We start from the raw sequence: 17,360 nt of genomic DNA on the forward strand, positions 1-17,360 counted from the left end.
CACCGCTTCAGGCGTCGAAGACGAAGGTGCTTTGCAGCGCGTTGTGGTTCTTGATGTCGAGGTCGATGCCCAGCGCGGCGTTCTTGGAGCGATAGTGCGGCGCCTTGCCAACGAAGACCGGCGCGCCCGGGACGGTGGAGAAGACGGTGTCCGACAACACGGTCTGCCCGCCGGTCGCCCCGCGGTAGGGCTCGAGTTCGGCGTAGTAGTCGCTGCCGATCGTGAGCTTCCCGCTGCCCTCGTTCACGTGGAAGCCGATGGGCGCGCGCTCCACCGACACCACCTTGCCGATCAGCTTGGCCAGGTCGGCGATCGGGCCGCCGGCCTCGCCGGTGTAGACCTTCAGCAGCGCGGCCTCCTGTTCCTTGGAGGCGTTGTCGTCGACGTAGATCGCGGCCGTCCAGTTGCCTTGCAGGATATTGCCGGGCACATGCGCCACGGCGGCGATGGTGTTGCCGCCGACGTCCAGCCCGTCGATGTTTCCCTTGTCGATGCGCCACGCGACGATGGTGTCGCAGGTGCCGTTGTCCGGGTCCTCGCCGATCCAGCAGGGGCACAGCACGTTGCAGTTGCAGACCTCGAGCAGGCGGCCTTCCAGGTGATAGCTCATTCCAACCTCCGTTGCGGCTTCACTGACAGGGACCTTGTCGCCGCGAAAGGCGGCAAGAGGGGACGGTGATGCTACGCCGCGCGCGCCGGCGCGTCCATGTGCCGAATGGCCGAGGGGCCGGTCGCCGGGGCGGGGTGCCTCAGCGCCTGTCGAGCAGGCGCCTGAGCAGGTCCTCCAGCTGGTCGGCGTCCACCGGCTTGGTCAGGTGCGCGAAGAAGCCGGCGTCGAAGCTCAGCTGCCGATCGCGCTCCTGCCCGTAGCCGGTAATGGCGATCAGCGGCGGCGGGTTGGCGATCTCGGCGCGCACGCGCTCGGCCACCTGCAGGCCGCTCATCCCGGGCAAACCGATGTCGAGCAGCACCAGGTCGGGCGCCAGCTGCTTGATGGCGTGCAGCGCAGCCGGGCCGTCGTGACGTACCGAGGCGCGGCAACCCAGCACTTCCATCAGCTCGGCCATGGTGTGGGCCGCGTCGCGGTTGTCGTCCACCACCAGCACCATCGGACGGCCGTCGAGCGGCGTGCCGTCGGCCCGCTCCCGCTCGGCGACGGCCGGCGGTGCCGACAGCGGCAGCCGCACCACGAATTCGCTGCCTTCGCCGGGCACCCCCTTGCTGTACGCGGCCACGTCCCCGCCGTGCAGGCTGATCAGCTGCTGGACCAGGCTGAGCCCGAGCCCGAGTCCGCCCTGCAGCCGCGCGATGTCCTGCTCGCCCTGCTCGAAGAGGTTGAAGATGCGTGCGATGTCCTTCGACGCGATACCTGGCCCGTCGTCGCGCACAGAGAGCACCGCGCGGTCGCCGTCGTGCCCGGCGCGGACCGTCACATGGCCGCGGGCCGGCGTGAACTTGACGGCGTTGCCCAGCAGGTTGCTCAACACCTGGATCAGGCGGGCGCGATCGCCGACAACCCACACCGCGGCCTCCTCGAGCTCGACCTGCAGCTGCTGCGACTTGTCCTGGGCCGCAGGCATCGTCGCCTCCATCGCCTCCGCCACCACCTCGTTCAGATTGACCGGCTTCGCTTCCAGCCGGATCTTTCCGCTGGTGATGCGGCCGATGTCCAGCAGGTCGTCCACCAGCCGCACCATCTGCTTGAGCTGGCGCGCGATCGTCTCGTGCGCCAGGCGCAGCGTGCGGCTCTCCAGCTTTTCGCGGGCCATCAGCGCGAGCGCGTTCGAGATCGGCGCCAGCGGGTTGCGCAGCTCGTGGCCCAGCATGGCGAGGAAGGTGCTGATGCGCCGGCCTTCGTCTTCCAGCGAACTGACGCGGCGCTGCTCGGTGAGGTCGCGCGTCAGCTTGGCGAAGCCGCGCAGCGTGCCGGTCTCGTCGTGCACCGCCGTGATCACCACGCTGGCCCAGAAGCGGGTGCCGTCCTTGCGCACACGCCAGCCTTCGTCCTGGAAGCGCCCGTCGCGGCGTGCGATGCGCAGCTCCTCGTCGGGCCAGCCGGTGGCCTGCGCTTCGGGCGAGTAGAAGGTCGAAAAATGCCGGCCAATGATCTCGTGCGCCTCGTAGCCCTTGAAGCGCCGTGCGCCGACGTTCCAGCTCACCACGTGGCCGCTGGTGTCGAGCATGAAGATCGCATAGTCCTTCACCCCCTCCACCAGGAGGCGGAAGCGCTCCTCGCTCATCCGCAGCTGCTCTTCCTCGCGGCGGCGCTCGGTGAGATCGCGGGTGATCTTGGAGAAGCCACGGAATGTGCCATCGGCCTCGATCAGCCGCGTGATGACGACGTTGGCCCAGAAACGGGTGCCGTCCTTGCGCAGGCGCCAGCCCTCGTCCTCGAAGCGGCCGGTCTCGCGCGCCACCTTCAGTTCGTGGTCGGGCCAGCCGCGCTCGAGCTGCTCGGATGGATAGAACAGCGAGAAATGGCGCCCGATCACCTCGTGCGCCTCGTAGCCCTTGATCCTGCGAGCGCCGGTGTTCCAGCTGCGAATCACCCCGCCCGGGTCGAGGAGGAAGATCGCGTAGTCACCCACCGCGTCGACCATCAGCCGGAAGTCCGCGTCGCCGGGTTCGGTCAGTGCCGGTGGCGGGGCAACGGGCGCGGGTGGAACTTCACGGGCATCTGCCATGTTGTGGGTCGATCGGGGCCGGTGGCCGTCACCGTTGGGCGGCCGGAAACGGCTGGAAACGGCTGGATGGGGCCGGTGCGTCCTCTGCCAGATTCGGGATGCGCCGGGGCGGAATTCTCCTAGTCTACCGGCGCGTAGCTGCTCGCGCAGTCGGACAGATGCCCGGGTTTCTTGGCCCCGTGCGTGCCGCTTCGCGGGGTTGGCGCGTGGGCTCGGATAGCATTCGCGCAGGCGTTCCTGCCGCCTCCATGGACTTTCGTCCTGGACGGCAGGCCGCAACGAGGACCTGCGCTTGGGCACCGAAGACGCTTTCGCCGAATTGGGATTGGCATCCAGCGCGAGCGAGCGCGAAGTCAAGGCGGCATGGCGCCGGCTGGCCTCGCAGTGGCACCCGGACCGCAACGGCAGCGCCGATGCCGTGGCCAGGATGCAGCGCATCAACCAGGCCTTCGAGGAAATCCGCCGCGCCGGATTCCAGGCCGCTGCCAAAGAGCGTGGCGCCGACTCCGGAGCCGCCGCGGCCGCTTCGGCAGCCGGCACGGGCTGCGCATCCGACGAGCACGATGGCGATCCGGCCGCGTTCCGCGATGACGCCGACACGGCCCGGCAGCGGCGGCCCATCCATCGCAAGGTGAAGTTGACGCTCGAAGAAGCCGCAGCCGGCTGCATCAAGGTGCTGCGGGGCAAGGTCATCGAGACCTGCCGGACCTGCGCGGGCGCGGGCCACCAGGTGCTCGGCGGCCATTGCATCCAATGCGGCGGCTCGGGCGCCGTCCCCAAGCGTTCCTTCTTCGGCTGGCCCACCGGGCTGGTCGAATGCGAGGCCTGCCTGGGCGGCGGTATAGCGAGGCAGCCGTGCGCGGCCTGCAGGAGCACCGGGAAGGCAGCCCCGCGCAGCTACCAGATCAAGGTCCGCATACCGCATGGCGTGCGCCATGGCGACCTGCTCCACGTCGATGGCCGGCGCCTGCGCCCCGAGCGGCTCCCGGGCGACCTCGAGATCCGCGTCGAGTTGCTGGACCACGCCTTCTTCGAGCTCGACGACGATGGCACTCTTCGGTGCGAGATCCCGGTCGATGGCTTTGCCTGGATCGCCGGCAGGCAGCTCCAGGTGCCGACCCTCACCGGCCTGCAGTCGCTGCAGCTGAGCCGTGGCCGCCTTTCCTACTGCCTGAAAGGCGAGGGATTTCCGTCGGAGCGCGGCGGCGCGCGCGGGGACCAGTGGGTCACGGTGGCGCCCGTGTTCCCGGAGCAGCTCAGCACCGACCAGCAGATCCTGCTCGACCAGCTCTGCGCCACCACCTCCGGTGCCGGAGGCGCCACCGACGACCGCCTCCAGGCATGGCAGCGGGGCTTGCGCGCTTGGGAACGCGGCCTGCGCGGCTAGGACAGGACTACGAGCCCTTCCGCACGAGCGGGCAGGTCGATCTTTCGAGCGGCTGGAACGCCTCTGCCGCCGGGATGACCGCCAGGCGCTTGTAGTAATCCCACGGGTACTTCGACTCCGCGGGCGTCTTCACCTGCATCAAGTACATGTCGTGCACCATCCGGCCGTCCTCTCGGATGCGGCCGTTCTTCGCGAAGAAGTCGTTGATGGGGGTGGCCTTCATCTTCGCCATCACCGTGCCGGGCGCGTCGGTGCCGGCATCGCGCACGGCCCGCAGATAGTGCATCGTCGACGAGTAGTTCGCCGCGTGAATCGCGGTGGGCATCTTCTTCATGCGCTCGAAGAAGCGGCGCGACCATTGGCGGGTCTCGTCGTTGCTGTCCCAGTAGAAGGCCGAGGTCAGCATCACGCCCTGTGAAGCCTTCAGGCCGACGCCGTGGATGTCAGTGATGAACACCGCGAGGCCGGCCAGGTTCTGCTTCGCAGGATCGATGCCGAACTCCTGTGCCGACTTGATCGCGTTGATGGTGTCGCTGCCGCCGTTGGCCAGGCCGATGATCTTCGCGCCCGAGTCCTTGGCCGCCACCATGAAGGATGAGAAGTCGCTCGCGTTGAATGGGTGCCGCGAGGTCCCCACGACCTTGCCGCCGGCCGCCGTCACCACCTCCGTCACGTCGCGCTCGATCTGGTGGCCGAAGGCGTAGTCGGCCGTCAGGAAGTACCAGCTGTCGCCGCCCTTCTTGACGATCGCGCGCGCGGTGCCATTGGCCATCGCATACGTGTCCCACGCGTAGTGGATGCTGTTGGGCGTGCAGCTCTCGTTGGTGAGGCGCAGCGCGCCGGCGCCATTGACGATCGCGATGCGGTTCTTCTGCCTGGCCATGTCCACCGCGGCGAGCGCGACGGCCGAATTGGTGAGGTCGGTGATCATGTCCACCTTCTGCACGTCGAACCACTCGCGCGCCTTGTTGGCGGCGATGTCGGCCTTGTTCTGATGGTCGACCTCCAGCACCTCGATCGGCTTGCCGAGCACCTGGGCGCCGAAGTCTTCGACCGCCATCCTCACCGCCATCGCCGAGCCGCGGCCCGAGAGCTCCGACAGCACGCCGCCCATGTCGGTGATGACGCCGATGCGCACCACGCCGTCGGAAATGGCGTCGCCCTGCGCCTGCGCAACCGAGGCGATGGCGAGGGCGGCCGCGCCGCAGGCCCCTGCAAGTCTGTTCACGATGATGTCTCCTTCGTTGTATTCAGATCACGTTGCGCGTCAGGCCGCCATCCACGCAGATGTTCTGGCCCGTGATGTAGCTCGCATGCACCGAGGCGAGGAAGGCGCAGAGCCCGCCGAAGTCCTCGGCCGTGCCCAGCCGCTGCATCGGAATGCTGCGGGCCATGTCGTCGCGCACGGCGGCTTCGTCCTGGCCGGTGCGGCGTTGGCGATCGGCAATCACGCGCTGCAGTGCGCCGGTGTCCATCAGCCCCGGCAGGAGGCCGTTGACCGTGATGCCGTGCGGCGCCACCTCGCGTGCGAGCGAGCCCATGGCGCCGGTCAGGCCCACGCGCAGGCTGTTGGAAAGGGCCATGTTCGGATAGAGCTCCTTCACCACGAACGACGTGATGTTGAGGATGCGGCCGAAGCGTGCGGTCCGCATCGCAGGCAGGAAGGCACGCACCACCTCGAGCGGGCCGATCACGTTGGTCTCGTGGCTGGCTCGCCAGGCGGCGAGCTGCGTTTCCTCGAAAGGCGCGGCCGGCGGGCCGCCGGCGTTGGTGACCACGATCGACGGCATGCCGATGCGCGAGACGGCCTCGATCAGCCGAGCCCGCTGGTGCTCGTCGCCGATGTCGCCGGGCACGAACTGCGCCTGTGCCGGCAGGCTGCGCGCGGTCGCCTCGCCGTGGGCGGCATCGCGCCCGTTGAGCAGTACGCGCACGCCGGCCTCGGCGAGCGCACGGGCGCAGGCCAGGCCCAGCCCGCGCGTGCCGCCGAGTACCAACGCCGTTCTGCCCGCAATGCCGAGGTCCATCGCGTGTCCTTCTAGAACGGGCAGGAAGGGTCGAATTTCGGATTGCGCTTCTCGCGCAGCGAGGCGATGCCTTCCTGCACGTCCGGGCCCGAGAAGCCCATGAATTCGAGCGCCAGCGAGCTGTCGAAGGTGGGCCCGGCCAGGCGCAGCCAGTTGTTGAGCGCGTACTTGGTCCAGCGAATGGCGGTCTGCGAGCCGGCGGCCAGCTTCTCGGCCACCTCGAAGGCTTTCGCCACCAGCTGGTCCTCGGGCACCGCCAGCGAGACCAGGCCGATGCGCTCGGCCTCTTCGCCGGAGACCGCCTCGCACAGCATCAGGTAGTACTTCGCCTTGGCCATGCCGCACAGCAGCGGCCACACGATGGCCGCATGGTCGCCGGCCGCCACGCCCAGGCGCGTGTGGCCGTCGATGATGCGCGCCGTGGTGCTGGCGATCGACACGTCGGCCAGCAGGCCCGCGACCAGCCCGGCGCCGACGGCCGGGCCGTGCATCGCCGAGACCACGGGCTTGGAACAGTTGATCACGTTGTAGACCAGGTCGCGCGCCTCGCGCCAGACGCGCGCGCGCACGTTGAAGTCGTTCGCCATGTCTTCCACGAGGCCCAGGTCGCCGCCGGCGGAGAAGCCCTTGCCCTCGCCGCGGATCAGCGCCACGCGCGTGGCCGGGTCCTTGTCGATGTCGCTCCAGATGGAGGCCAGCTCGCGGTGCAGGTTGTGGTCGGCGGTGGAGAGCTTCTTGTTGGCGCTTTGCGATGCGCCCATCACCACCTCGAGGATGCCGTTGGGGTGGGGCCTGAGCGTGAGCGCGCTGTAGTGCGCGTAGGGGGATTCGTTGGCCATGTTCAAAGTCCTTGTTCGATGGGAAGGGAGCCGGAGGAGAGCTCGAGGAAAGCTCAGATCTTCTTCCTTCCGGCCCAGTAGGGTTCCTTCAGCAGGTTCTTCTGGATCTTGCCGATCGGCGTCTTGGGGAAGCCCTCGACGAAGCGCACCAGCCGTGGCCGCTTGTGGCGGGCGAGCTTCTGTTCGCACTGCGCGACCACGCGCGCTTCGTCCAGCGTGCAGCCGGGCTTGAGCTGCAGGTAGGCGGCCGGCACTTCGCCCCACCTGGCATCGGGAATGCCGAAGACCGCGCACTCCGCCACCTCGGGCAATTCATAGAGCACCTGCTCGATCTCTTTCGGATAGACGTTCTCGCCCCCCGAGATCAGCATGTCCTTGGCGCGGTCGATCAGCGTGACGAAGCCCTCGTCGTCCATCACCCCGATATCGCCCGACAGGCCCCAGCCGTTGCCGAGGCGGAAGAACTCCGCCGTCTGCTGCGGCTCGCCGTAGTAGCCGATCATCAGGTTGTCGCCGCGCGACGCCACCTCGCCCAGCTCGCCCGCAGCGGCGGGCGTTCCGTCGGGGCGCAGCACCGCGACGTCGACGTTGTAGGGCTGGCAGCCCACGCTGCCCAGCTTGTCGTGTGCGCGCTGCCAGGGCAGGGCGGCGATCACGCCCATCTCGGACTGGCCGTAGATCTGCGTCAGCCGCAACTGCGGCAGCTTGCGCATCAGTTCCACCTGCACCCAGTCGGGCATGGGCGCGCCCGCGAAGGACAGCTTGGTCCAGCTCTGCATCTTGCGTTGTTCCAGGTCGGGCAGCATGGCCAGGGCATTGGCCTGCGTCGGCACCATGAAGGTGGCGGTGATGCCCTCGGCCTCCACCGCATCGATGAAGGCCTGCGGGGACCACGGCGTGACGAAGACCGTCGTGGCGCCGACCAGGATGGCCGGCTGGAACATGATGTTGAGGGCGGCCACGTGGAACAGCGGCGTGACGATTGCCACCACGTCGCTCGCCTCCAGGTGCTCTTCCACCACCACCGTGTGCGCGGTGATGGCGCGCGCGCGGTGGTTCATCAGCACACCCTTGGGATGGCCGGTGGTGCCGCCGGTGTAGGTCATGCAGAAAGGATCGCGCTCGTCGATGGCGACCTCGGGCGGCGTCGACGGCTGGCTCTCGATGAAGCGCTCGAAGGCAATCGCACCCGGCACCTCGGCGCTGCCGCTGCCGCTGCCGACGGCAATGAAGTGTTCGATCTCCGGGCAGGACGCGCGCACCGCCGCCACCTTGTCCGCGAACTGCGCGTCGTAGATCAGCACCCGGGTGTCGGACTTGGCCAGCACGTAGCCCAGCTCCTCCGGCGCATAGAGGATCGAGATGTTGTTGAGCACGCAGCCCGAGCGCGCCACGCCGAAGAACACGGCGCCATAGGCCGACAGGTTGCGGCACAGCATCGACACGGTCGCGCGGCGGGGCAGGCCCAGGCCCAGCACCGCGCGAGCGACCCGGTCGGCCAGGGCGTCGAGCTCGCGGTAGGCCACGCGCTCGCTGCCCTGCGGCCCGCGGAACACGATGGCCGGCTTGTCCGGGAATCGGTGCGCCGAGCGGCGCAGCATGTCTCCTGTCAGCATTCCAAGCCTTTACGAAAAGCGGAAAATGTTTTCGTTTAGCGTAAATCCGCCCTGCCGCCGATGTCAATCCGAGGACAACCCGCACCCCGCCATCCCGTACAGTCGCCCCCGATGAGCACCTCCGCATCCCCCGCCCCCCGGAAGCGACCGGGCGCCAGCACTGCCTCGAAGGCGGGCGTGCAGTCGGTGGAGAACGGCCTCGACCTCATGCTGATCGTGGCCCACCATCGCCGACCGATGAAGATCACCGACATCGCCGAGCAGGCGGGTATCGCGCCCAGCAAGGCGCACCGCTATCTCGTGAGTTTTCTGCGCACCGGCTTCCTGGCGCAGGACCCGGAGACCGGCCTGTACGGCATGGGGCCGGTGGCACTGGAGTTCAGCCTTTCCTGCCTCGCGACCCTCGAGCCTGTTTCGCTTGCCACGCGCGCGGCCGAGCGGTTGTGCGCGTCGCTGGGCCACACGGTCGCGGTCTCCGTCTGGGGCAGTTTCGGCCCGACGGTGGTGCGCTGGGAACAGCCCGCGCGGCCGGTGATGGTCAATGTCGGCCTCGGCTCGGTGTTCCCGCTCTACCGCTCGGCCACGGGGCGCGTGTTCGCGGCCTTCCTGCAGCCCGAGCAGATGGAGGCCTACCTGGCCTCCGCCGCCAACCGCGAAGAGCCGGCCGAGACCGACGAAACCGTCGATCAGGTGCGCGATCGCGGCATGGCACGCGCGATGGGCGACTTCATGGCCGGCATGAGCGCCTTCGCGGCGCCGGTGCTCGACGACCGCGGGCGCCTGGTGCTCGCCATGACCGTGCTCGGCTACAAGGCCGGCTTCGACCACCGCTGGAACGGCCCGGTCGCGCAGGCATTGCGCGAGGCGGCGCAGACCGTGTCGCGCACGCTGGGCCACGAGCACGAGCGGCTGGCGTTGGGCTAGAAGAAGGACTCTGATCCTCGTTCACTACACCGGTCTTTGGGCAAGGAAATCCGACACCGTTCGATTGAACTCTGCAGGGCACTCGACGTTCGCGAGGTGGGCGCAGTCGGCTAGACAGACAAACTCCGATCCTGCGAAGCGCGCAAACTCTTCAAGATGGGCTGCCGGGGCCGCCGTGTCTTGAGCCGCGGCGAGAAACAAGGTCCTTGCAGGCAACTTGTTCAAGTTCGATCTGCCATCGAAGCTGCGCACAATTTCTGCCGCAGCGCAGTATCCGGCTGCAGAAACGCCGCGCATCATGCTTCGCGTGCGTTCGATCGCGCTGGGCCTTCGTTCCAAGAATTGCGCCGTGAACCACCGGTCGATGGTTTCGTCGACGATCGACGCCACGCCATGGGCCCTGACCTTCGCGATCCGTTCTGCCCACAGGGCTCGTCCCTGATCCGTCTGATGGATTCGGCCGTTCGCAACAACCATTCCCCGGAGCCGGCCCGCTGCGACGCCCGCTATTGCAAGGCCCAGCATCCCTCCCAGGGACAGGCCCACGAAGTCGAACTCGTGGACCTCGGCGTCGTCCAGCGCCTTCATCAAGAACTCTGCAAGCGGCGCCGCGTCTGTGTACGCAACAGGAACGCCGTAGGGGCCGTGCCCAGCGTAGTTGAATCGCAAGATCCGGCGATGCTTGCTCCAGGCCTCGACCTGGGCATCCCACATCGAATCGTTGGCACACAGCGAATTGGCGAGGAGAAGTACGGGGAGATGGCGATCGCCATGCTCGATGAATCTGAAGCCTGCCATCTGGAAGTCGTCAGCCTTTCGGCGCCGCGTGACCCAGGCGCTCGGACAGGTGCAGAGCCGCCTTCCTCAGCGCTGGAACTACTTTGCCATCCTCGTCCAGCGGCATTCGATCGACATCGCCGATTGCGGTCAGCACAAGCACAACGTCACCATTCGCTGCCCGCACGGGCGCGCTGACGGCATTGATTTCTCTCCCGTAGATCCCTGCGAAGTCCGAGGTGTTGGTCAGCTTTGCCATTCCCGCAATCCGGACCGACTCGAGCGTGGCGCGCATCTCACTCATCGTCGCGACCGCGGCTTCAGGCGGCAGCTGCTCGGCGGCGAACTCCTGCTCGATGGCCAGCATCGTCCGATCGGCGGGCAGATGCGCCGCGAAGCATAAGCCGGTAGAGGACTTGAAGACCGGCAGCACCAGGCCCGTCTGCAGGTTGTCGCTCACCGGCTGGCTCGACTCTTCCCAGCGCACGATGGTGGGTCCGTGGTTGCCCCACACACCCAGCCCGAACGTCTCGTCGAGACGCTCCGACAGCTCGGCAATCACCTGCATGCCAGCCCTCACGGCTTGCAGCTTCGCGATGTTCGAAGAAGCGGCTGCCGCTATTGCGCGCGATGCGTCATGCCGATGTGCCACCAGATACTTGCCGCCGCCGAAAGCAAGCGGCCGCCGGTCCGAGCGTTCGATTGAACGCACGCGCCCTATGAAGACCGTGTGGTCGCCGCCGGGATACGAGGTGACCTTCGTGCACTCGAGGGTGGCCGCGCTGCCTTCGATGAGGGGAATCCCGGCGATGCCTTGGCGAGTGGGTACGCCGTCGAACTTGTTCCCCGGCCTTGCGAAACGGTTGGAAATGTCGACCTGGTCGTCGGCGAGGATGGAAACGCAAAAGTGCGCCGCCTCGGAGAAGATCGGATGACTTGGGGCTTTGAGCGATTGGCTCCACAGAACCAATGGAGGGTCGAGCGAGACCGAACTGAACGAGTTCGCGGTCAGGCCGTGAGGCTTTCCATCGGCGTCCACGGTCGTGACTACCGTCACGCCGGTGACGAAGGCGCCCAGAGCGTCGCGAAACTGCCGGGCATCAAACGTTTCTGATTTCATGTGCATCCTCAAGGGTTGCTGACCGACGCTCCCTGGGCGGCTTGACCTTGCTTCCGATGTGCTGCTTCATCCCGGCTAGAAAGGAGACGACCAGCGCGTCGATAGTCGCATCGACGTTCTTCGGCATCGTGGTGCCGTAGATCCACTTTCGCATCCCGATATAGAAGATGCTTGCATGCAGCGCCCATACGAGTTCGAGTTCCATTTCGATCTCTTCGACCGGCACGTTCGCATACTTCTCCCCCGCAAACTCTGCATAGCATTCGCGAACGACGGGAATGAAGATGCGGTTTCTCAGCAAGCCGAAGAGGCGGTTGTTGATTCCCGAGCTCTCAATGCCGGCAAAGATCAGGATGCGCACCCATTCGTTGCGAAGAACCAGCTTCGCGTAATCCAGGTAGTACTCGTGGAGACGATCGGCAAGAGGCTTCGACCTGTCTCGGATGAGGTCCTCCCACAGCGGGTTCCACCGCGAGAGCGTGACCTCTTCATAGACTCTTTCGATGAGGCTCTGCTTGCTGGGAAAGTATCTGTAGAGCAGCGACTGCGTGATGCCCAGATGGTTCGCGAGGTCGCGGGTTCCCGCACCGAAACCCTCTTTCGCGAAGTAGTCGATTGCGTTGCGCAGGATCATCTGCTCGCGCTCCTGCGAGCTCAGCTTCGGGGCGCGGCTGCGCTTCTGTGGGTCGGTCATGGTGACGTCCGAGGGAGTAGAAGAATGGACCACTCCTTTCGCATATCGAACGCGTTCAGCGTCAAAGCCACGAAGGCGCAGTAGCCCGGGATTCCCACAGTTTCCATCAAGGTCGCCGCCTCGGGCAACCGCTCCGCTCGTTCGTGCAGCGATGGGCCGAACTCGATCTCGGCGGGCATTTGCAACCGGGACTTCATGGCTCAGGTGCGCACCCGAGCGAGCACGTCGCTCTTTCGAGGAACGACAAGGCTGCCGGTTCTGGCGGCTTCGAAGACCGATTCAAGGAGGGAGGTGGTGTTCAGCATTTCCTGCAGCGAAACCGGATAGTCCGACTGCTTGCCTCGGACCGCCCGCGCGAAGGCTTCGACGTTTTCGCGCACGGGGGTTGCCACCGGGATATCGATCGTCTCCGTCTCGTCGCCCGTCGTGGAGCGGGTGACGATCCACCCGGAAGGCGATTCCACATGCGACTTGTCACGCACCTCGATCCATCCCCGGGAGCCGAAGACGGCGAAGCGTGAATAGAAGGGCGTGCTGAGCATCGCGTTGATGGTTGCTGTCACGCCGTTGTCGAAGACGACATGCGCCGAGGCGCTGTCGCCGGACTCGAAGCCGGTCGCGAGGTTGTACGCCGTGGCTCTCACGGCACGCGCAGCACCGGCAATGCTTCCAGCCAGGTCGAGCAAGTGAATGCCGGTGGCCGTCATCGGTCCGCATCCGGCCTCCTGCACGGAGAGCCTCCAGTTGTCAGGTGCAAGTGCGAGGAATTTGTTCTGGCTGAAGTTGCCTTCGATCTGCAGCACTTGTCCCAGGGCGCCATCGGCCACCAGCTGGCGAACCATCTTCATCGGTGGTTCGAACCTGCGCTCGTGGCCGATCCCCAATCGCACGCCGCTGCGCAGGCACGCTTCGACTGCGCGCTCCGCCGAGGCCAGGCCGAGTGCCAGGGGCTTCTCGCAAAGCACGTGCTTGCCGGCTTGCGCGGCCTCGACGATCTGTTCTTCGTGGAAGCGGTTCGGAGTCGTCAGGATGACTGCCTCGACCTCCGGATCCTGCAGCGCGTCAGACAACTGTGCGTAATGACGGATGCCGCCTTCCTTGCAAAGGGGAGCGCCCAACTCCGCGTTCGGCTCGACGGCCGCGACCACGCGGACCGACGAGCTGCCGGCGAGCGTGTTGACCATGATCTTGCCCCACCAGCCAAGTCCAACGACAGCGATATTGACCATTTCGACCTCAAGAAGGGAATGTGGGCAGCTGACTTCGAGATTCAGGCTCGAACGCTGCATTGTGTTCAGATGAACACTATTGTCCGCCGAGCCGCGCTCAATGGACATTAGGGGTTTGCACCGATTTGAAACTCAGTGCTGAATTCTATGATGATCGCTCGATCACATCAGGATTGCACAGGACACGACGATGAAGCTTGGGATGTTCATGATGCCGCTCCACCCGCCCGGTCGTGCCATGCACGAGACCCTGCAGGAGGACCGCGACGCGATCTTCCTGGCGGAGGAGCTCGGATTCGAGGAGGCTTTCGTCGGTGAGCACGTCACCGACGCTGCCGAGACCATCACGTCCTCGGTCGCATTCCTTGCGAGCGTTGCAGCACAGACGGGCAGGATCAAACTGGGCACTGGCACCGTCAACTTGCCGAACGCTCACCCGGCTGCCGTAGCGGCCCACGTTGCGATGCTCGATCACCTGCTCAAGGGACGGCTGATCTTCGGCATCAGTCCCGGTGGGTTGATGTCCGATGCCGAGGTCTTCGGAAACCTCGGCAAGGACCGAAACGAGATGTTCGTCGAGTCGATCAACACGATCCTGCGGATCTGGGAGAGCGACCCGCCCTACAACATCGCCGGGAAATACTGGACCGTCTCGACCGAGAAAACCATGCTGACGGAGATCGGGCAGGGCTTCATTCCGAAGCCCTATCAAAAGCCGCACCCGCCCATTGTCGGAACGGCGGTCGCGCCCTTCTCCAATGGCGTGAAAGAGATGGCAAAGCGGGGATGGACGCCCATCTCGGCAAACTTCCTCCTGCCGAAATGGGTGGGCAGCCACTGGCCGAAATATGTGGAGGGATGCAGCGAAGCCGGCCTGCAGCCGGACACCAGGGACTGGCGCGTGGCCAAGAGCATCTTCGTTGCGGATGACGCGAAGACCGCAGAAAGATATGGCAAGGGACTCGACGGGCCCTACGCCTTCTATTTTCGCCAACTGATGCGAAAGCTGATCACGGTGGGCGGACGCGGAAACCTGTTCAAGGCAGATCCGGACATGCCTGACAGCGACGTCACCCTGGAGGGCGCGATCGGCAACCTGGTGATCGCCGGAACCGTCGACCAGGTCGTGGACCAGCTCCTCGCATTCCGTCAGCAGGTCGGAGACTTTGGAACGCTCCTCTATGCCTGCCACGACTGGCTCGATCCGGCGCTGGGCCGCCGATCCATGGAACTGATGGCTCGAGAGGTGATGCCGAGGTTGAATCAGCGAATTTCCGCCCAATAGCCTCGTGCGCCGCCACTCAGGCCCGTATTCCGAGCAAGACAAAAGGAGACATCTATGAAGACCTGGAAGTCACTGGTGGGCGCGCTGCTTGCGGCCGCGTCCCTGGCCAGCATCGCGCAGTCGGACTACCCGAACAAGCCCATCAAGATCATCATCCCGTTCGGGCCCGGCGGGGCGACCGACAACGTGGCGCGCCAGCTGAGCGTCAAGCTCGGCGAAGAGTTGAAGACCAGCATCGTCCTCGACAACCGCCCCGGCGCGGCCGGGAACATCGCCGTGGATCTGGCAGCACGGGCTACTCCCGATGGATACACGCTGCTCCTGGGCAACGTTTCCACCAATGCGATCAATCAATGGCTCTATCAGAACCAGTTGAAGACGCAGCCCTCGGATCTGACGCCTATCACGTCCGTCGCCACGGTCCCGAGCATTCTGGTCTCATCGGCAAAGTTCCCGCCGAACACGGTTCAGGAGCTGGTTGCCTACGGCAAGGCGCACCCCGGAGAGATCAACCACGCTACGGCAGGCTCCGGCTCTTACGCCATGATCGACATGATGGCCTTCGAGCGTGCAGCGGGCCTGCAGATGGTTCATGTGCCGTTCAAAGGCGGCGCTGGCCAGTACGTGATGGCGCAGGTCGCCAATGACGTGCAGATCTCGTTCACCAACGCCAGCTCGGTCGTCGAGCTCGTTCGCGCAGGAAAGCTCAAGGCGCTTGCCGTCACGGGCGACTCGCGCCTCCCACTGCTGGCGCAGGTCCCCACCATGGCCGAGACGGGCTACAAAGGGATAGGTTCCAGCGGATGGCAGGGGCTCTTTGCCCCCGCTGGAACGCCCGCACCGATCATTCAAAGGCTCCATCAGGCCGTCAACAAGGTCCTGGCGGACAAGGACGTGCGCGAGAGCTACAGCAAGATGCTGATCCTTCCGCTCGGCAGTGCCTCGCCCTCCGGATTCGCGGCCTTCGTCAGGACGGACTCGGAGCGCTGGAAGCAGTTGGTCACTGATCTGAAGATCACACTGGATTGAACAAGACATGCACGACACCACCTTTCGCACCGAGAACCGGGACGCAATGCTCATCGATCGTGATGTTCCGATCGAAGCAAACGACGGACTCGTCCTGAGGGCCGATGTCTTCCGCCCGCCTGAACCCGGGCGCTACCCCGTCCTGCTCACGTATGGACCCTATGCGAAGGGGCTCGCGTTCCAGGAGGGCTATCCGAGCTCCTGGAACCGGATGATCCTGGATCATCCGGATGTTGCCTACGGCTCCAGCAACAAGCATCAGAGCTGGGAAGTCGTCGATCCCGAGAAGTGGGTGCCGCATGGCTACGTATGCATTCGCGTGGACTCGCGCGGTTGCGGACGCTCGCCGGGCTTTGTCGACCACTTCTCTCCGCGCGAAACGCAGGACTACTTCGAATGTATCGAGTGGGCGGCTGCCCAGGCTTGGAGCAACGGGCGCATCGGGCTCAGCGGAGTGTCCTACTTCGGCATGAACCAGTGGCAGGTCGCGTCACTGCAGCCCCCTCACCTTGCGGCCATGTGCATCTGGGAAGGAGCTTCCGACTTCTATCGCGACGCCTCGCACCACGGGGGCATCGTGAGCACCTTCTGGGCGAACTGGTACGACATCCAGGTCAAGAGCGTGCAGAACGGGCTCGGGGACCGCGGCCCGGTAAGCCGCGTGACCGGAGAGACGGTCTGCGGCCCGCAAACTCTAGGCAACGAGGAACTTCAGCGCAACCGCTGCGACTTTGGCGAGGACATCCTCCAGCACCCGTTGGACGACCCATGGCACCGCGATCGCTCGGCGAAATGGGAAAACATCAAGACGCCGTTCCTGTCCGCGGGCAACTGGGGCGGACAGGGACTTCATCTGCGCGGCAACGTCGAGGGCTTCGTCCGCTCGGCGTCCGAGCAGAAGTGGCTCGAGATGCATGGCCTCGAGCACTGGACGCACTTCTATACCGATTACGGCATTGCAATCCAGCGGGCCTTCTTCGACCACTTCCTGAAAGGGCAGGACAACGGATGGGACAAGCGTCCCCGCGTGCAGCTGCAGGTGCGCAGCATCGAAGGCTTCCAGGAGCGCTTCGAGGAGGCCTGGCCGATTCCCCGCACCCAATGGAAGCGAATGCATGCCGACCTGTCGTCGCACGCACTGATCGATGCAGCCCCCGGGCAAAGGCAGACACCACTCGAATTCGACGCGTTGGGCGACGGAATCACGTTCATCTCGCCGCCGGCACAAGAGGAGTGCGAAATCACCGGTCCACTTTCGGCGTCACTCAGGATCTCGTCCACGACGACGGACGCCGACATATTTCTGGTGCTGCGCGTGTTCACGCCGGACATGCGCGAAGTCACATTCCAGGGCGCCATCGACCCGCACACGCCCATCGCCCAGGGATGGCTGCGGGCATCGCATCGCAAGCTCGACCGCAAGCTTTCGACCGACTACCGCCCTTATCACTCCCACGATGAACTGCAGCCTCTGGAGCCCGGCGTGCCCGTCGACCTCGAGGTCGAGATCCTCCCGACATCGATCGTCGTACCCGCCGGATACCGGATCGGCTTCACGATCCGCGGCCGTGACTACGAGTTCGCTGCATCGACGGGCGCGCGACTGGGGCATTTCAAGAACGAGCTGAAGGGTTGCGGGCCGTTCTTGCACGATGAACCGCGCGATCGTCCCAAGAAGACAGTCGGTGGATCCGTCACTGTTCACAGCGCGTCGGTTCTGCTTCCGACCATCCCTTGAAACCGCTTGCA

General features: G+C 65.6%; 15 protein-coding genes. 5 read left to right on the forward strand and 10 right to left on the reverse strand.

Annotation, left to right across the window (positions count from 1 at the left end):
* Nucleotides 1–7: 7 nt before the first annotated feature.
* Nucleotides 8–610, reverse strand: coding sequence for a DUF1326 domain-containing protein (locus tag G3W89_RS00555; RefSeq protein ID WP_162572292.1), 603 nt, complete (start codon nt 608–610; stop codon nt 8–10).
* A gap of 139 nt (nt 611–749) precedes the next feature.
* Nucleotides 750–2,684 carry a hybrid sensor histidine kinase/response regulator gene (locus G3W89_RS00560; protein WP_197893512.1) on the reverse strand — a complete coding sequence of 645 codons (1,935 nt, stop codon included), beginning with the start codon at nt 2,682–2,684 and terminating at the stop codon, nt 750–752.
* A 292-nt stretch (nt 2,685–2,976) separates the two neighbouring features.
* On the opposite strand from G3W89_RS00560, the gene G3W89_RS00565 reads away from it, so the two are divergent.
* The gene (locus G3W89_RS00565) at nt 2,977–4,071 is read left to right on the forward strand and encodes a DnaJ C-terminal domain-containing protein (RefSeq protein ID WP_232076233.1); all 1,095 of its coding nucleotides are present in this window, start codon (nt 2,977–2,979) and stop codon (nt 4,069–4,071) included.
* Between the two features lie 7 nt (nt 4,072–4,078).
* Here G3W89_RS00565 and G3W89_RS00570 read toward each other — a convergent pair whose 3' ends face one another.
* From G3W89_RS00570 to G3W89_RS00585, 4 genes are read right to left on the reverse strand one after another with little or no spacing between them, the layout of a single operon-like run.
* Nucleotides 4,079–5,299 (reverse strand): ABC transporter substrate-binding protein, encoded by a 1,221-nt coding sequence (locus G3W89_RS00570; protein ID WP_197893513.1) that lies wholly within the window; start codon nt 5,297–5,299, stop codon nt 4,079–4,081.
* A 22-nt stretch (nt 5,300–5,321) separates the two neighbouring features.
* Entirely contained in the window at nt 5,322–6,098 is a 777-nt protein-coding gene (locus tag G3W89_RS00575; RefSeq protein WP_162572293.1) for an SDR family oxidoreductase, read from the reverse strand.
* An 11-nt stretch (nt 6,099–6,109) separates the two neighbouring features.
* The gene (locus tag G3W89_RS00580) at nt 6,110–6,937 is read right to left on the reverse strand and encodes an enoyl-CoA hydratase/isomerase family protein (RefSeq protein WP_162572294.1); all 828 of its coding nucleotides are present in this window, start codon (nt 6,935–6,937) and stop codon (nt 6,110–6,112) included.
* A 53-nt stretch (nt 6,938–6,990) separates the two neighbouring features.
* Entirely contained in the window at nt 6,991–8,553 is a 1,563-nt protein-coding gene (locus tag G3W89_RS00585; RefSeq protein ID WP_162572295.1) for an AMP-binding protein, read from the reverse strand.
* Between the two features lie 111 nt (nt 8,554–8,664).
* Between G3W89_RS00585 and G3W89_RS00590 the strand changes: the two genes are divergently transcribed.
* Complete coding sequence (locus tag G3W89_RS00590; RefSeq protein ID WP_162572296.1) at nt 8,665–9,477, forward strand: IclR family transcriptional regulator; 813 nt, start codon at nt 8,665–8,667, stop codon at nt 9,475–9,477.
* A 24-nt stretch (nt 9,478–9,501) separates the two neighbouring features.
* On the opposite strand, the gene G3W89_RS00595 is transcribed toward G3W89_RS00590, so the two are convergent.
* The 4 genes from G3W89_RS00595 to G3W89_RS00610 all read right to left on the reverse strand — a co-directional run bounded on the left by G3W89_RS00595 (nt 9,502) and on the right by G3W89_RS00610 (nt 13,405).
* Complete coding sequence (locus tag G3W89_RS00595) at nt 9,502–10,275, reverse strand: alpha/beta fold hydrolase (RefSeq protein ID WP_162572297.1); 774 nt, start codon at nt 10,273–10,275, stop codon at nt 9,502–9,504.
* Between the two features lie 10 nt (nt 10,276–10,285).
* On the reverse strand, nt 10,286–11,374 hold the full coding sequence (locus G3W89_RS00600) for a flavin reductase (RefSeq protein WP_232076234.1): 1,089 nt from the start codon (nt 11,372–11,374) through the stop codon (nt 10,286–10,288).
* Nucleotides 11,355–12,068: a TetR/AcrR family transcriptional regulator gene (locus tag G3W89_RS00605; RefSeq protein WP_162572299.1), complete on the reverse strand. Its 714-nt coding sequence runs from the start codon at nt 12,066–12,068 to the stop codon at nt 11,355–11,357. The genes G3W89_RS00600 and G3W89_RS00605 overlap by 20 nt, the downstream gene beginning before the upstream one ends.
* A gap of 200 nt (nt 12,069–12,268) precedes the next feature.
* Nucleotides 12,269–13,405 (reverse strand): Gfo/Idh/MocA family protein, encoded by a 1,137-nt coding sequence (locus G3W89_RS00610; protein WP_197893514.1) that lies wholly within the window; start codon nt 13,403–13,405, stop codon nt 12,269–12,271.
* Between the two features lie 94 nt (nt 13,406–13,499).
* Between G3W89_RS00610 and G3W89_RS00615 the strand changes: the two genes are divergently transcribed.
* Genes G3W89_RS00615 through G3W89_RS00625 form a run of 3 tightly spaced genes read left to right on the forward strand, consistent with a single transcriptional unit; the run spans nt 13,500 to nt 17,349 of the window.
* Nucleotides 13,500–14,582, forward strand: a complete 1,083-nt coding sequence (locus tag G3W89_RS00615) for an LLM class flavin-dependent oxidoreductase (RefSeq protein ID WP_232076236.1) — start codon at nt 13,500–13,502, stop codon at nt 14,580–14,582.
* Between the two features lie 54 nt (nt 14,583–14,636).
* Nucleotides 14,637–15,611, forward strand: a complete 975-nt coding sequence (locus tag G3W89_RS00620; protein ID WP_162572301.1) for a Bug family tripartite tricarboxylate transporter substrate binding protein — start codon at nt 14,637–14,639, stop codon at nt 15,609–15,611.
* A gap of 7 nt (nt 15,612–15,618) precedes the next feature.
* On the forward strand, nt 15,619–17,349 hold the full coding sequence (locus G3W89_RS00625; protein ID WP_162572302.1) for a CocE/NonD family hydrolase: 1,731 nt from the start codon (nt 15,619–15,621) through the stop codon (nt 17,347–17,349).
* Nucleotides 17,350–17,360: the final 11 nt, after the last annotated feature.

Origin of the sequence: Variovorax sp. PBL-H6, from assembly GCF_901827155.1 — a bacterium.
Lineage (GTDB): Bacteria > Pseudomonadota > Gammaproteobacteria > Burkholderiales > Burkholderiaceae_C > Variovorax.

Coding starts and splice junctions, on each gene's coding strand:
- G3W89_RS00555 (WP_162572292.1), bottom strand. CDS start 610: ATGAGCTATCACCTGGAAGGCCGCCTGCTCGAGGTCTGCAACTGCAAC.
- G3W89_RS00560 (WP_197893512.1), bottom strand. CDS start 2,684: ATGGCAGATGCCCGTGAAGTTCCACCCGCGCCCGTTGCCCCGCCACCG.
- G3W89_RS00575 (WP_162572293.1), bottom strand. CDS start 6,098: ATGGACCTCGGCATTGCGGGCAGAACGGCGTTGGTACTCGGCGGCACG.
- G3W89_RS00580 (WP_162572294.1), bottom strand. CDS start 6,937: ATGGCCAACGAATCCCCCTACGCGCACTACAGCGCGCTCACGCTCAGG.
- G3W89_RS00585 (WP_162572295.1), bottom strand. CDS start 8,553: ATGCTGACAGGAGACATGCTGCGCCGCTCGGCGCACCGATTCCCGGAC.
- G3W89_RS00590 (WP_162572296.1), top strand. CDS start 8,665: ATGAGCACCTCCGCATCCCCCGCCCCCCGGAAGCGACCGGGCGCCAGC.
- G3W89_RS00595 (WP_162572297.1), bottom strand. CDS start 10,275: ATGGCAGGCTTCAGATTCATCGAGCATGGCGATCGCCATCTCCCCGTA.
- G3W89_RS00600 (WP_232076234.1), bottom strand. CDS start 11,374: ATGAAATCAGAAACGTTTGATGCCCGGCAGTTTCGCGACGCTCTGGGC.
- G3W89_RS00605 (WP_162572299.1), bottom strand. CDS start 12,068: ATGACCGACCCACAGAAGCGCAGCCGCGCCCCGAAGCTGAGCTCGCAG.
- G3W89_RS00610 (WP_197893514.1), bottom strand. CDS start 13,405: ATGTCCATTGAGCGCGGCTCGGCGGACAATAGTGTTCATCTGAACACA.
- G3W89_RS00615 (WP_232076236.1), top strand. CDS start 13,500: ATGTTCATGATGCCGCTCCACCCGCCCGGTCGTGCCATGCACGAGACC.
- G3W89_RS00620 (WP_162572301.1), top strand. CDS start 14,637: ATGAAGACCTGGAAGTCACTGGTGGGCGCGCTGCTTGCGGCCGCGTCC.
- G3W89_RS00625 (WP_162572302.1), top strand. CDS start 15,619: ATGCACGACACCACCTTTCGCACCGAGAACCGGGACGCAATGCTCATC.